The sequence below is a fragment of the Amycolatopsis sp. CA-126428 genome, assembly GCF_002904335.1.
Classification (GTDB): Bacteria; Actinomycetota; Actinomycetes; order Mycobacteriales; family Pseudonocardiaceae; genus Amycolatopsis.
The window spans coordinates 90,871-103,774 of the sequence record NZ_PPHF01000038.1; the positions used below are offsets into that span (position 1 = coordinate 90,871).

Annotated in this window: 14 protein-coding genes; 6 read left to right on the forward strand and 8 right to left on the reverse strand. The window is 72.3% G+C overall.

The features are described from left to right. Nucleotides 1–18: 18 nt before the first annotated feature. Nucleotides 19–297: a hypothetical protein gene (locus C2L58_RS11720; RefSeq protein WP_103337594.1), complete on the reverse strand. Its 279-nt coding sequence runs from the start codon at nt 295–297 to the stop codon at nt 19–21. A 209-nt stretch (nt 298–506) separates the two neighbouring features. Between C2L58_RS11720 and C2L58_RS11725 the strand changes: the two genes are divergently transcribed. Then, nucleotides 507–1,781, forward strand: a complete 1,275-nt coding sequence (locus C2L58_RS11725) for a diguanylate cyclase (RefSeq protein WP_103337595.1) — start codon at nt 507–509, stop codon at nt 1,779–1,781. A gap of 1 nt (nt 1,782) precedes the next feature. Here C2L58_RS11725 and C2L58_RS11730 read toward each other — a convergent pair whose 3' ends face one another. Next, the gene (locus tag C2L58_RS11730) at nt 1,783–3,135 is read right to left on the reverse strand and encodes a TrpB-like pyridoxal phosphate-dependent enzyme (protein ID WP_103337596.1); all 1,353 of its coding nucleotides are present in this window, start codon (nt 3,133–3,135) and stop codon (nt 1,783–1,785) included. Between the two features lie 65 nt (nt 3,136–3,200). Here C2L58_RS11730 and C2L58_RS11735 point away from each other — a divergent pair, with 65 nt between their 5' ends. Continuing rightward, nucleotides 3,201–3,878: a dienelactone hydrolase family protein gene (locus C2L58_RS11735; protein WP_103337597.1), complete on the forward strand. Its 678-nt coding sequence runs from the start codon at nt 3,201–3,203 to the stop codon at nt 3,876–3,878. Then, the gene (locus C2L58_RS11740; protein ID WP_103337598.1) at nt 3,875–4,603 is read left to right on the forward strand and encodes a phosphatase PAP2 family protein; all 729 of its coding nucleotides are present in this window, start codon (nt 3,875–3,877) and stop codon (nt 4,601–4,603) included. Before C2L58_RS11735 ends, C2L58_RS11740 begins: the two co-directional genes overlap by 4 nt. Nucleotides 4,604–4,953: 350 nt before the next feature. Here C2L58_RS11740 and C2L58_RS11750 read toward each other — a convergent pair whose 3' ends face one another. From C2L58_RS11750 to C2L58_RS11760, 3 genes are all read right to left on the reverse strand, one after another. Further along, nucleotides 4,954–6,582 (reverse strand): hypothetical protein, encoded by a 1,629-nt coding sequence (locus C2L58_RS11750; protein ID WP_103337599.1) that lies wholly within the window; start codon nt 6,580–6,582, stop codon nt 4,954–4,956. A gap of 84 nt (nt 6,583–6,666) precedes the next feature. After that, nucleotides 6,667–7,890, reverse strand: coding sequence for an RNA polymerase sigma factor (locus C2L58_RS11755; protein ID WP_103337600.1), 1,224 nt, complete (start codon nt 7,888–7,890; stop codon nt 6,667–6,669). Continuing rightward, nucleotides 7,887–8,210, reverse strand: a complete 324-nt coding sequence (locus C2L58_RS11760; RefSeq protein WP_103337601.1) for a YciI family protein — start codon at nt 8,208–8,210, stop codon at nt 7,887–7,889. The genes C2L58_RS11755 and C2L58_RS11760 overlap by 4 nt, the downstream gene beginning before the upstream one ends. Before the next feature lie 113 nt (nt 8,211–8,323). On the opposite strand from C2L58_RS11760, the gene C2L58_RS11765 reads away from it, so the two are divergent. Together C2L58_RS11765 and C2L58_RS11770 are read left to right on the forward strand one after the other, a co-directional pair. Beyond that, the gene (locus tag C2L58_RS11765; protein ID WP_103337602.1) at nt 8,324–9,070 is read left to right on the forward strand and encodes a class I SAM-dependent methyltransferase; all 747 of its coding nucleotides are present in this window, start codon (nt 8,324–8,326) and stop codon (nt 9,068–9,070) included. A gap of 55 nt (nt 9,071–9,125) precedes the next feature. Beyond that, nucleotides 9,126–9,587 (forward strand): phage tail protein, encoded by a 462-nt coding sequence (locus C2L58_RS11770; protein ID WP_103337603.1) that lies wholly within the window; start codon nt 9,126–9,128, stop codon nt 9,585–9,587. An 88-nt stretch (nt 9,588–9,675) separates the two neighbouring features. Here the strand turns inward: C2L58_RS11770 and infA are convergent, their stop codons facing one another. Together infA and C2L58_RS11780 are read right to left on the reverse strand one after the other, a co-directional pair. Continuing rightward, nucleotides 9,676–9,897 carry a translation initiation factor IF-1 gene (gene infA / locus C2L58_RS11775; protein ID WP_103337604.1) on the reverse strand — a complete coding sequence of 74 codons (222 nt, stop codon included), beginning with the start codon at nt 9,895–9,897 and terminating at the stop codon, nt 9,676–9,678. Further along, entirely contained in the window at nt 9,897–10,595 is a 699-nt protein-coding gene (locus C2L58_RS11780; RefSeq protein WP_103337605.1) for a GNAT family N-acetyltransferase, read from the reverse strand. Before C2L58_RS11780 ends, infA begins: the two co-directional genes overlap by 1 nt. A gap of 249 nt (nt 10,596–10,844) precedes the next feature. On the opposite strand from C2L58_RS11780, the gene C2L58_RS11785 reads away from it, so the two are divergent. After that, the gene (locus C2L58_RS11785) at nt 10,845–11,471 is read left to right on the forward strand and encodes a glyoxalase (protein ID WP_103337606.1); all 627 of its coding nucleotides are present in this window, start codon (nt 10,845–10,847) and stop codon (nt 11,469–11,471) included. Nucleotides 11,472–11,478: 7 nt separating this feature from the next. Here the strand turns inward: C2L58_RS11785 and pdxR are convergent, their stop codons facing one another. After that, a complete protein-coding gene (pdxR, locus tag C2L58_RS11790) occupies nt 11,479–12,882 on the reverse strand; it encodes a MocR-like pyridoxine biosynthesis transcription factor PdxR (protein ID WP_233225676.1) in 1,404 nt (467 codons plus the stop codon). Nucleotides 12,883–12,904 lie beyond the last annotated feature (22 nt).

The window sequence follows — 12,904 nt, forward strand, 5'->3', positions numbered from 1 at the left end:
CCGGTCACCGGGCACTGGTCAGCGTCGCGTCCAGTCGGTGGGGATCTGGCGCGGGGTCCAGTCGGTCGGGCACTGCGCCGGGGCGACGCCCGGCCGGGTCCAGTCGGTCGGCAGCTCGCGGGCGGTCCAGTCGGTGGGCAGTTCGCGGGCGGTCCAGTCGGTCGGCAGCTGCCGCGGGGTCCAGTCGGTCGGGATCGCCCGGGTCCAGTCGGTGGGGAGCTGCCGGGTCCAGTCGGTCGGCCGCTGCGCGCGACGGCGGGACGGGACGATGTTGCTGCCGGGCAGGAAGTGCGACATGGTTTTTCTCCTGTTGTGAGGGGATTAGTACGGTGCGTGACCGGACCGTAGCCTGACCGGACTAGTGACACACCGCGTTCATTCGGTTACATTGACGATTTCCGCGAAGAGTTCCGTCCTGAACAGAAGGGCGTTTCGTGGGATTGTCCGGGTCCCAAGGGCGAAAGCCCAGCTCAGAACGTCCACGATCAGGTACCCGAACGTGGGCGATGTGGAAGCTGGCCACTCCGGTGCTCGGCTACGTCCTCATCGTCGACGCCCTGGCGCTGATCGCGGTCCTCTCGACGGCCGCGCTGGTGCCGATCACCACCCCGTCGCTGCTCTGGTGTGGACTGATCCTCGCCGGTGAGGTCGTGCACCTCGAAGCGGCGCAACGCATCGAGCGCATCCGCGAGCTGGCCGCCGACGGCCGTCCGCACATGCACCTCCAGTCGATCTGGATCTTCGCCGGGCTGCTCCTGCTGCCGCCGCCGCTGGCCACGCTCGTCATCGTCGTGAGTTATGCCCATTCCTGGGTCCGGGTCTACAAACGACGAGGTGTGATTCACCGGAAAGTGTTTTCCGGGGCGACGGTGATCCTGGCGTGCACCGCCGCGGGGGCGGTGTTGTGGGCGGGCACCGGGCACGTGGCGCCGTACGTGCCCTACCTGGACGGATTCGGCGGGATGATCGCGCTGCTGACGTCCGGAATCGTCTACTTCGGCCTGAACTACGTGCTCGTGATCGCGGCGATCCTGCTGAGCAACCCGGGAAAGCCGCCGCGGCAGGCGTTCGGCAACGCGTCCGACGTGCTGATCGTGCTGGCCGCGGTCGGCGTCGGCTGCGGCATCGCGCTGGTGATGACGGTCCGGCCGTGGCTGCTGCCGGTGCTCATGGTGACGCCGGTGGCGCTGCACATCGGCCTGCTGCTGCCGCAGTTCCAGGCGGCCGCGCGCACGGACTCCAAGACGGCGCTGCTCGCGCCGGAGTTCTGGGTCCAGCTGGCCCGCAACGAGCTGGCCCGCGCGGCGGAGCTGTCCTCGACGGCCGGCGTGCTGATGATCGACATCGACCACTTCAAGGCCATCGACGACGGCAACGGCCACCTGGCGGGCGACGAGGTCCTGCGCGCGGTCGCGGCGGCGATCCAGGCCGCCGTCCGCGGCGGTGACTACGTGGGCCGTTTCGGCGGCGACGAGTTCGTGGTGCTGCTCCCGGGCACGACCAGCGCGGAGCTGGCGTCGGTCGCGGACCGCATCCGGATCGCGATCGCCCGGCTCGAGGTGCCGGTCCCGGTGATCCGCCCGGGCAAGCCCGAGGTGATCAGCGGCCTGACGGCTTCGATCGGCGCGGCGGTGTACCCGGAAACGGCCACGGAGTACACGATCCTCCTGCAGGCAGCGGACGACGCGGTGTTCGAGGCCAAGGCGGGCGGCCGTGACCGTGTGGTCCTCGCGACCGCCCGCAGTGAGCTGACCCGCCCGGAAATCCCGGACGCCCTCTGACCTACGGCAGCGTCGCCAACGACTCCTCGAGCGTCGCATCGGAAAGCTCGTTGTCCACCATGTCCCCGGCGAGGTAAGCACCGTACGCCGGCAAGTCCAGGTGAGCGTGACCGCACAGCGCCGTGAGGATCACCTTCTCCTCGCCGGTCTCCTTGCACCGCAACGCTTCCTGGATGCACGCCGCGAGCGCGTGGGTCGGCTCGGGTGCCGGGATGATGCCCTCGGACCGGGCGAACCGCACCCCCGCCGCGAAGCACTCCTGCTGGCCGATGGCGATCGCCTCGATCAGGCCGAGTTCGTAAATGTGCGAAATGAGCGGTGACATCCCGTGGTAGCGCAGGCCGCCCGCGTGGATCGGGTCCGGGATGAACTCGTGGCCGAGCGTGTGCATCTTCAGCAGCGGCGTCAGGCCGGCCGTGTCGCCGAAGTCGTAGGCGTACTTGCCGCGCGTCAGGGACGGGCACGCCGCCGGCTCGACCGCGCGGATCACCGGGTCCATCCGGCCGGCCAGCTTTTCGCGCAGGAACGGGAACGCGAGCCCGCCGAAGTTGGAGCCGCCGCCGGTGCAGCCGACCAGGAGGTCCGGGGTGTCGCCGGCCAGCTCGAACTGCTTCAGCGCTTCCTCACCGATGACCGTCTGGTGCAGCAGCACGTGGTTGAGCACGCTGCCGAGCGCGTACCGCGCGTCCGGGTCCTGCGCCGCCTGCTCGACGGCTTCGCTGATCGCGATGCCGAGACTGCCCGTCGAGTCCGGGTGCCGCTCGAGGATCGCCCGGCCGGACTCGGTCAGCTCCGACGGGCTCGGGTGGACGGTCGCGCCGAACGTCTCCATCATCAGCTTGCGGTAGGGCTTCTGGTCGTAGGACGCGCGCACCTGCCAGACCTCGCACTCCAGGCCGTACTGGGCGCAGGCGAACGCGAGCGCGCTCCCCCACTGGCCGGCGCCGGTCTCGGTCGTCAGCCGCGTGACGCCTTCGGCCGCGTTGTAGAACGCTTGCGGCACAGCGGTGTTCGGCTTGTGGGAGCCGACCGGGCTGACGCCCTCGTACTTGTAGTAGATCCGCGCGGGGGTGCCCAGCGCCTTCTCGAGCCGGCGCGCCCGGAACAGCGGCGACGGGCGCCAGAGCCGGTAGACCTCCCGCACTTCTTCCGGGATGTCGACATAGCGATCAGTCGTCACTTCCTGGGCGATGAGCGCCTGCGGGAACAGCGGCGCGAGGTCGTCCGGCCCGACGGGCTCGCGCGTGCCGGGGTGCAGCGGCGGTGGCGGCGGCTCGGGCAGATCGGGGATGACGTTGTACCACTGGGCAGGGAGATCGGCTTCGTCCAGGACGTATTTGGTCTGTTCAGCCATCACGCCTCCTTGGTCGGCACCTCAACTTAGGACGCACCCGGCCGCGGAGCCAGTACGGTGACCGGGTGAGGAATTCAGTCCTGAACGACATCCCGACGTGGCACCCGCCCGCCGGCCGCGGCCCGGGCCTGGTGCTGATCCAGGAAATCTTCGGGCTGGACGACTACCTGCGCTCGGTGGCGTCGGACCTGGCCGCCGCGGGGTACGTGGTGGCGGTCCCGGAGCTGTTCTGGCGCACGGCACCGGGCTGGTCGTCGACCCACGACGAAGCGGGTGTCGCGGCTTCGATGGCGGTGATGTCCGCCTTCGACCCGGCCTTGGGGCGGTCCGACGTCCTGGCCACGGTCGGCCACCTCCGGTCCCTGCCGTCGGTGACGGGCGGCGTGGGTGTTTTGGGTTTCTGCTTGGGCGGCTCGCTGGCCTTCGCGGCGGCGGCCGAGGGCGATCCGGACGTGGCGGTGTCGTTCTACGGCTCGACGGTGGCGCAGCAGATCGACGCTCTTTCCCGCGTCGCATGCCCGATCCAGTTCCACTTCGGCGGGGCGGACCCGTACATCCCGCGGTCCGACGTGGCCGTGGTGGAGGCCGCGGTGGCCACGCATCCCGGGGCGGAGATCCACGTCCAGGAGGAGGCGGGGCACGCGTTCCACAATCACGTGGCCCCGATGTTCCACCACCCCGAAGCGGCGGCCCGGGCGTGGGAGCTGACGACGGAGTTCCTGCGGCGGACCCTGCCGGCGTGAAGGCGCTCTTCCGGGGCGTCGGCGGGCGCCCCGGCGTGCTCGTCGAGCTGGCCTTCCTCCTGCTCTGGTTCCTGCTCTTCGCGCGGCTCGACGCCGCTGTGGGCAAGGACTTCGCGGCCGCCGACGCCCACGCGCTGGCGCTGCAGTCCCTGGAACACCTGGCAGGCCTCGACATCGAGCGGAGTGCGAACGACTGGCTGGCCGGCCGGCCGGTCCTCGGCCACCTGGCGGTGTACCTGTACCGGCTGTACTACGTGGTGGTCGCGGGTGTGCTGGTGTGGGTGTTCGTCCGCCACGCCGAGGTCTACCGCCGGGTGCGCCGGACGATGGTCGCGATGACGGCTCTGGTCCTGCCGGTGTACTGGGCAGTGCCGATGTCGCCACCGCGGTTCGCGCTGCCGGGCGCGGTGGACATCGTGGCCAGGTATGACTTCCTGGGCGTGGAGAGCTGGACGAAATCCACCCACTACACGGCGATGCCGAGCATGCACGTCGGCTGGTCGCTGTGGTGCGCGTACGCGGTGTGGACCGCCCTGCGCGGCACGCACCCACGCCTGGCGACGGCGGCGTGGTCGTTCCCGCTGCTGATGATGGCGGACGTGCTCGCCACGGCGAACCACTACCTGCTGGACATCGCGGGCAGCGTCGCACTGCTGACCGTCTCGGTCATCGTGGCGTCCTGGTGCGGCCGGCTCGCCGAGTCCTGGCGAACTGCGCCTGCGTAGTGGAAATCCACCGTCATTTCGATTTCTTCGGCGCTGAGCAAGGTCAGTCCGGCTTCCCGGAGCTTCGACTTCGAGGAACTCCTCGAATCCGGCTCGACCCGGCCGGCCCCGCGATCCCGCTCCTCGCCGCCGCGGCCGTCGTGCTCCTCATCGTGCTGACCGGACTGCGGGTGAGGACGGCGGCGGGCCCCAACGGCGTCTCGGTCCACTGTGGAGCGTTCGGCCGGCCGCGCCGCACCTACTTCACGCTCCGGACCGGACCCGCGCTGCGCCTGACCCTGCGCACCGGGCCCCCGATCCCCACGCCGCCGCCGCGACCGTCCACGAAGCGAAGTCCGCCTGACACCGCGCTAGGACTTCCGCCTCGGGACGGGCGGATCCACCGGCCAAGGCGGCCCGGACGGCTCGCGCGGCCACGGCGGATCCGGCGGCCAGGGTGGTCCCGGCAGCGCGGCCGGGTTGCGCGCGCCGGCCCACCAGCCGGCCACGGCGACCACCGGCAGGCAAGCCGCGGCGAGGATCAGGCCGAGTCCGGCCGCCGGGGCGTGCTCCTGCGGATGGCCGAGCGTCCAGCCCAGCGCGGGCGCGACGTACGCCAGTCCGGTCAGGACGGCGGCCCCGACGACGGCCGTCATGCGCGGCCGGTGCAGGCGCGGCTGAGCCAGTGCGAGCGCGGCACCGGTGCCGACCAGGCAGAGAGAAGCCACCAGCCAAGGCCCGGTCGACATGCCGGAGCCCTCGGTGAAGAACGCCACCGCGCCGAGGGCCGGGAGGCCCAGCACGATGAGCAGGACGAGGGGAACGACAGCGGTGAGCCCGCGGCCGAGCCGGGTGCGGACCCGGGCGGCCGCCAGCGTCGTCCCGATCAGCAGCGCGAGCACGGCGAGCAAGCCGGCGTAGTTGACGTCGTCCCCGATCACCCGGCCGAACGCGGTGAGCGGCGCCGGCCGGATGGCCAGCCCGGTTTCGGGGACCACGACCGGGATCCGGCGCCAGGCACCGTCGGCGCCGCGGACCACCAGCCCTTCCACCCCGTTGGCCACGAACACCTCGTGCCCGCCCGGGACGGCGCGGACGACGACTTCCACACTGGACAGTTTGGGCAGGTTGACCACCCCGGCCGGAAAGGGGTGCTGGCGCGCGATGAACTGCCACCGGGCGGCGGGCGTCTCCCAGGCGGTGTGCCAGGTCCGGCCGGCATCGGCCGACTCGTCGACGCCGGGCGGGCGGCCACCGCTCGGCAGCAACCCCGCGTTGTCGAGATCAGCGGTACCGCGCACCCGGTAGCAGTGTGCGGCCACGTCGGGCACGCAGGCTTGGGTCTGCAGCTGCCGCGCCGGCGTCGGCCCCGTCGTCGACCAGTTCGCCGGTGGCACCTGCGACACGAACCGCCAGCCGTCGACGCCCGAGGCGGAGCTGTAGATCCCCCCGGCCGCCTCGATCACCACCTCCGTGCCCTCGCTCCGCACGGATTCGACCGCCGGGGTGTTGTCTTGGGCCGCCGACGTCGCGGTGATCGCCAGCACCGTGAACGGCACCGCGACGATCACCCGCACCCGGAACACCAGGTCCGCCGGCAGAGGCGGGGCCGCGGTCACCCGGCGCCAGACCCACCAGGAAAGACCCAGTGCGGACAGCGCGACCAGGTCGGTCGGATCGGCCAGGACCACCGAAGGACCGTTGACCACCGACCACGCCGCCGAAGCGACGCCGGCGCCCGCGGTGGTCAGCTTGACCACCGCGAACGCGGCTCCGGTCACCGCCACCGCGGCCGCGGCGGCGAGCCGGCGGGCGAGGAACAGGCCGAGCAGCAGCCCGAGCACCGGCGGGGCCGCGACCAGCCCGGCCACGTCACTGAGCTTCCCGGTGACCAGGCCCGGCCACGCCGGTTTGAGCACGTGGTCGTTGAGCAGCAGTACCGCCGTGGCGCCGACGGTCAGCGGATGCGCCGCCCAGCGCAGAAAGACCCCGGTTCGCATCTGGTACAGCCTCCGGCGCCGCGATCACGACCGCGACACGGCTCGGCCCCGGATCGGGTCCGGGCGCGGTGCGTCCGGTTCCGGCTACCCCAGTTGATCCCGGCGGCGCGTCAGGTACGCGATCTCGGCGGTGTTGCCCGCCAGCTCGATGGCTTTGCCGTACGCCGCGCGGGCTTCGGCGCTGCGGGACAGCCGCCTGAGCAGGTCGGCGCGGGTCACGTGGTAGGCGTGGTAGCCGGCCAGCTGCTCCTCGAGCCGGTCTACGGCCGCCAGTGCCACCTCCGGGCCGTCGAGCTCGGCGACCGCGATCGCCCGGTTGAGCGTGACGACCGGCGACGCGTCCACCCGGACCAGCTGGTCGTAGAGGGCGACGACCTGCGACCAGTCCGTGTCGCGGATGTCGCGGGCGGACGTGTGCACGGCGTTGATCGCCGCGAGGATCTGGTAGCGGCCCGGCGCCACCCCGGCGGCGAGGCGCTCGCGCACCAGCGCGTGTCCCTCGGCGATCAGCGCCGCGTCCCAGGTGCCGCGGTCCTGCTCGTCGAGCGAGACCAGCTCGCCCGCCGAAACCCGGGCCGGGCGGCGGGCCTCGGTGAGCAGCATCAGCGCCAGCAGGCCGGTCACCTCGCCGTCGTCCGGGAGGAGGGCGTGGATCAGGCGGGTGAGCCGGATCGCCTCGGCGGTCAGCTCGTGCCGGATCGGGTCGGTACCGGGGCCGGTGGCCAGGTAGCCCTCGTTGAAGACGAGGAACAGGACCGTGAGCACCCCGGACACGCGGGCCGGGAGGTCCTCGGCGGCCGGCACGCGGTACGGGATGCGAGCGGCCTTGATCTTGGCCTTCGCGCGGGTGATCCGCTGCTCCAAAGTGGACTCCCGCACCAGGAAGGCGCGGGCGATCTCCGGCACGGTCAGGCCGCCGACCAGGCGCAGCGTCAGCGCCACGCGGGCTTGGGTCGCCAGCGCGGGGTGACAGCAGGTGAAGATCAGCCGCAGCCGGTCGTCGTCGATGGCGCCGGACGGCTCGGGCGGGGCGTCGTCGTACACCATCCGGGCCTCCTGGTGCTTGTCGTCGCGCTTGTTTTCGCGCCGGATCCGGTCGATGGCCTTGCGGTTCGCGGTGGTGGTCAGCCAGGCACCGGGGTTCGGGGGCACGCCGTCGGCCGGCCACCGCTCGACGGCGGTCGCGAACGCTTCGGCGGCGGCCTCCTCGGCGAGGTCGAGGTCGCCGAAACGCCTGGTCAGCGCGGCCACCACCCGGGCCCACTCCGCGCGGTGCACCCGGGTCACCGCCTGCTCGACGTCGCTCACCGGAACGGTCGCACCTCGATCTTCCGATCGCAGGCCTTCGACGCCTCGGCGGCGAGCTTGAGCGCCACGTCGAGGTCGGGGACGTCCCACACCCAGAAGCCGGCGAGGTACTCCTTCGACTCGAGGAACGGCCCGTCGCTGATCACCGCCTGCTCGCCCCGGTGGTCGACGACCGTGGCCGCGTCGGTGTCCGCGAGCCCGCCCGCGAAGACCCAGTAGCCCTCGGCGATCAGCCGGTCGTTGAACTCGCTGATGGCGGGCTGCCGGTCCGTGCTGCCGGGATTGCTCTTGTCGTCGATCACGGAAACCAGGTACTGCATCAGGAAGTCCTCTCTCGGTGGCCACCCCTCGCGGGTGACTTCACCCCTGCTACGAACGCCGCTGGCCCGATCCGACAACCTCGCCCGGATTTTTCCGAAGGGTACGGTGCCTTGTGGAACACGACGCGCGACAGCGGCATGCCTCGTCCTTCGGCGCGGCGGCGGCCGACTACGCCGAGCACCGCCCGGACTACTCGCCGGCCGCGGTGCGGTGGGCCCTGGCGGGGGCGCCCGGTCCCCGGGTGCTGGACCTCGGGGCCGGTACCGGCAAGCTGACCGGCACGCTGGTCGCCCTCGGCGCCGACGTCATCGCGGTCGAGCCGGATCCGGCGATGCTGGCCGAGCTGCGGCGCGCCCGGCCGGCCGTCCGCGCCCTGGCGGGTGGCGCCGAGGCGATCCCGCTGCCGGACGCCTCCGTCGACGCCGTGCTGGCCGGGAACGCGCTGCACTGGTTCGACATGGCCGTCGCCGGGCCCGAGCTGGCCAGGGTGCTCGCCCCCGGCGGCGTGTTGGCCGGTTTGTGGAACGTCCTGGACGACCGGGTCGGCTGGGTGGCCGGGCTGGAGCGGGTCAGTGGCCCCGCGGTGATCGGCCCCCGTGACACGTTCAGCAGCTGGCGCGCCGCCACGGCCGGCCTGGCCGGGCGATTCGGCGCACCGGAGCAGGCCGAGTTCCCGCACGGGCAGCGGCGCACCGCCGGCTCCCTCGTCGCGACCCTCGCGACGCGCGCCGGCGTCCTGGTCATGCCGGCGCGAGAGCGCGAGGCCACTCTGGACCGGATCCGCGCCCACCTCGCGGACCGGCGCGGCGAGTTCGTCCTCCCGCTGCTGACCGGCGTCCTGCGCGTCCGGAGGCCGTAACCGCCACGACGGCCTAGGCTGAAGTCCGGCCAGGACACCGACGCGGAGGATCGCCATGCCCCACACCGTGGACTTCGAGACCGTATCGACGGCCGGCCTGGAGTCGTCGCCGGTCGCGGACGCGCTCGCCGGGCTGCGGGCCAACGAGGCGCGGTACTTCAAGAACAAGTACGACCACGTCTTCACGGTCGAGCCCGCCGGCGACGTCCAGCCCACCGTCGACTGGGTGCACCGCATCCTCGAGGAAGAGCGCGGCATCGTCATCGCTGCGCGCCCGCTCGAGGCGACCGCGTTCCAGGTCGAGAACATCCGGTGGACGTACGTGTTCTACGAGAACGGCCTGTCGATCAACGTGCTGTACACCGTGGACGACGGCGGGAAGCGGGCCGTCGGGTTCAAGCTCTCGGACGGGATGGAGATCCCCGAAGAGCTGTCGTCGTTCAAGTTCGCCCGCCAGAAGTCGAAGCTGGCCGGCACCATCCGCGGCTCCTACTTCGTTATCAAGAACGAATACTGACTCCGCGGCGCGGCCAGGAAGCCACCGTCAAGAAACCCCTCCGGGAAGCCGTCGCCGGGTCCGGGGACCCGGCGACGGCGACCCCGTACTACGTCCGGTAGCGGAACAGGATCCGTCCCCGGTTCAGGTCGTACGGGCTCAGCTCCACCAGGACCCGGTCGAACGGCAGGATCTTGATGAAGTTCTTCCGGATCTTCCCGCTGATGTGTGCGAGGACCTTGTGCCCGTTCTCCAGCTCGACCCGGAACGTCGCGTTCCGCAGGCACTCGACGACCGTGCCCTCGACTTCGATGCCCGCTGTGTTCGCCATCAGCGCAGCACCAGCTCGACGTTGCCGCCCACCCGGCGGGCTCCGGCGCCCTCGACCAACGCGAGAGCCGCCGGGTTCGCTTCGTTCACTTCGGCCGTGGCCGCCTGAACTCCCTTGCGGTGCAACGCATCCAGCACGTGGGTCAGCAACGCGCGGCCGATTCCGGTCCGCTGCCGGTCCGCGCGGACCGCGAGCAGGCCGATCCGCGGCTGCCGCGGTACCGCCGCCAGCCTGAGCAGGCCCACGTAACCCTCCTCGGCCGCGGCCACCGTGTACTTCGTGAGGTCCAGGACGGCCGGGCGGGGAAGGATCTCGGCCGGCATCTCCGGCCAGCCCACCGTCGCCGAGACTTCGGCGCGGATCGCGTCGTCGAGCGAGCGCAGGGCCCGCTCGTCGGACGGCGGCCCGATCGTCACCCCCGCGACGTCGGGAACCGTGCCCGGTGCCGTGGGGACGACGTACTCCCACTCACGGCGTCGCGGGGTGAAACCGGCCGATTCCCAGCAGGACCGGAGCTCGGTGTCGGCTTCGTCGACCACTGTGTACAGCGGCCTCGGCAGTTTCGGCAGCATGTCGGCCGCGAGCAGCGCGAAGTCCGCCTGGTTCCACGTGTCGATGCTGAGGAAGAGGCGTCCGTCCGGTCGCCGGAACGCTTCCCCGCGGCCGGCCACGTCCGGCCGTTGGTGCAGATAATCCATGGTGTCGCCTTTCGGGAGACGGTCGAAGCGCTCCCGGCGACACCTGCGTCAGCCGCCCGCCCGTGACGACGAGGGGGAGCACCCATTGCGTACAACGTTCACGGGTCTCACCTCCTCGGGCCGGGTCACGGTCAACGGCAACGTATCAGCCCCGCGAACGTCCCGCCCACTCCTTTTCCGCACGGGCCCGCCCAGACCGATCAGGATTCGAGAAGCGCCGGTCAGCGGCCCGGACCTAGCGTTACCGGCATGACGAACATCGAAACCATCACCCTCGAAGTCGCCGGCACCGCCGCCGCCGAGCGCTTCTACGCCGACGCCTTCGGGCTCACCACCCAGCTGCGGTTCCGGGTCTCGGACGCGCCGAGCGACGGCTTCCGCGGGTACACCCTCTCCCTCACCGTGCCGCAGCCCGCCGACGTCGACTCCCTGATCGAGACCGCCCTGAAGGCCGGGGCCACGACCATCAAGCCCGCCGGCAAGTCCATGTGGGGCTACGGCGGCACCGTCCGGGCGCCGGACGGGGCGATCTGGAAGCTCGCGACCTCCGCCAAGAAGAACACCGGCCCGGCCACCCGCGAGATCGAATCCGTCGTGCTCCTGCTGGGCGCCGCCGATGTGGCCGCCAGCAAGAAGTTCTACCTCGACCACGGCCTGACCGTCGGGAAGAGCTTCGGCAAGATGTACGTCGAGTTCGACGCCGGCGAGAGCCCCGTCAAGCTGGCGCTGTACCGCCGCAAGGCGCTCGCGAAGGACGCCGGCGTCGCCCCCGAGGGCAGTGGTTCGCACCGGATCGCGGTCGGCGGCGCGCCCGCGGCGTTCACCGACCCGGACGGGTTCGCCTGGGAGACCACGGCTTCCGCGAGCCTCTCCTGAGCACCGGTCAGCCGCGCAACAGGTCGGCGACGGCGGCGATGCCGGGCGCGATCGCGTGGTCCGGGGTGTCGCCGAACCCCAGGATCAGCCGCGGCGGCCACGGCCCCGGCGTGGCGTGCAGGCCGGCCAGGCCGTAGAGCCCGACACCCCGCTCCCGGGCCTGGTCGATCACCCGCTCCTCGACGGCCCCGGGCGGCAGGTGCAGGACGGCGTGGAACCCGGCGGCGAGCCCGGTGACGCGGAGGCCGGGCGCGTGGACGGCCAGCGCGTCGACGAGCGTCCGGCGCCGGGCGGCGTACTCGGCGCGGGCGCGGCGCAGGTGCCGGTCGTAGCGCCCGGACTCGATCAACAGCGCCAGCGCGAGCTGGTCGAGGCCGGGGCTCCCGCGGTCGGTGACGGCCTTGTCGTGGGCCAGCACGGGAATCAGCCGTTCGGGGGCGACCAGCCAGCCCAGGCGCAGGGCCGGGGCGAGCGACTTGCTGACCGTGCCGAGCGAAACGACGTGATCGGGGTCGAGGCCCTGCAGCGAGCCGACCGGGTCGCGGTCGTAGCGGAACTCCGCGTCGTAGTCGTCTTCGATGACCAGGCCGTCGCGCCGGCGCGCCCACGCGAGCAGCTCCTGACGGCGGTGCCCGGCGAGCACCACGCCGGTCGGCCACTGGTGCGCCGGGGTCACCAGCACGGCCCGCGCCCCGCTGCGGTCGAGCGCCTCGACGTCCAGGCCGTCTTCGTCGACCGGGACGGGCACCACGGCCAGGCCGGCGGCGGCCGCCTGGCTCGTCGTCGACCGGACGGCGCCGGGGTCCTCGAAGGCCAGGGTGGCGCCATCGGCGGCGAGCGCCCGCAGCACCAGGCCGAGCGCCTGCGCCATCCCGGTGCAGACGACGACCTGCTCAGCCGGGGCCGCGACCGCCCGCACCCGGCGCAGGTACGCCGCGAGCACCTCCCGCAGCTGCCGCTCGCCGATCGGGTCGCCGTAGTCGAACGCGGTGTTCGGCGCGGTGCGGCAGACCTCGCGGACCGCCCACGCCCAGTCCTCGCGGGGCGCCAGGCGGAGGTCGGGCACGCCGTGGCGGAAGTCGGCGATCGCGGGCCGCGGCGGCGTCCGCGGGCTCGGCGGGGGCGGCGCGGCCCGGCGGGCGACCGCCGCCACCCGCGTGGCCGATCCGGGACGGCTGGTCAGGTAGCCCTCGGCCTGCAGCTGGGCGTAGCAGTCCTGAACCAGGCCGCGGGACAGGCCGAGGGCGCGGGCGAGTTCGCGGGACGACGGCAGCCGCTCCCCACTCGCCAGGCGGCCGCCGCAGATCGCGTCACGCAGCTGCCGCTCCAGCTGCGCGCGGAGCCCGTCGCCGCTCTCGCGGTCGATCGTGAACAGCAGCTCCGGACCCGAACCGGCCCACTCCACAGGCATGGAACTGGACCTTACCGGTGAC